The organism is Polaromonas sp. P1_G2 (assembly GCF_056405515.1).
The window spans coordinates 1-407 of record NZ_JBFUBY010001415.1 but is presented as its reverse complement, the minus strand read 5'-3'; the positions used below and the strand labels follow the sequence as shown (position 1 = coordinate 407).

At 45.5% G+C, this 407-nt stretch carries 1 protein-coding gene; it reads left to right on the top strand.

Going from position 1 to position 407, the window contains the following annotated elements; translation table 11 throughout:
* Positions 1 to 319, top strand: a 319-nt coding sequence (locus AC1D0P_RS30845) for an RHS repeat-associated core domain-containing protein (protein WP_477680208.1), incomplete at its 5' end; no start/stop codon positions are given.
* Between the last annotated feature and the right edge of the window lie 88 nt (positions 320 to 407).

Here is a 407-nt window from a genome sequence, read left to right as displayed (position 1 = left end):
TGATTGGGATCCGATTAAAGATGGAGTCGGAACAAACAGGTACGCTTATTCTGAAGATGATCCGATAAATAAGTCAGATCAGAATGGGCATCAGGATGACTTTTCGAACTATAAGGGCCCCGACGCGCTATTCCCCGATCAAAAGCTGAGAATGATCATGGGTGATGATGACGCGATCGACGTTGGTCAGCGTCAGCTTGAACGAGACATGAATCATAAGAGGATGGAAATCAATCACGCGTTGATGGGCATCGTTGGCGATATCATGATAGCTCAAGATCGCGCTATTATTGAAAAGGTAGTCGGCCATGAATCATAAGAGGATGGAAATCAATCACGCGTTGATGGGCATCGTTGGCGATATCATGATAGCTCAAGATCGCGCTATTATTGAAAAGGTAGTCGGC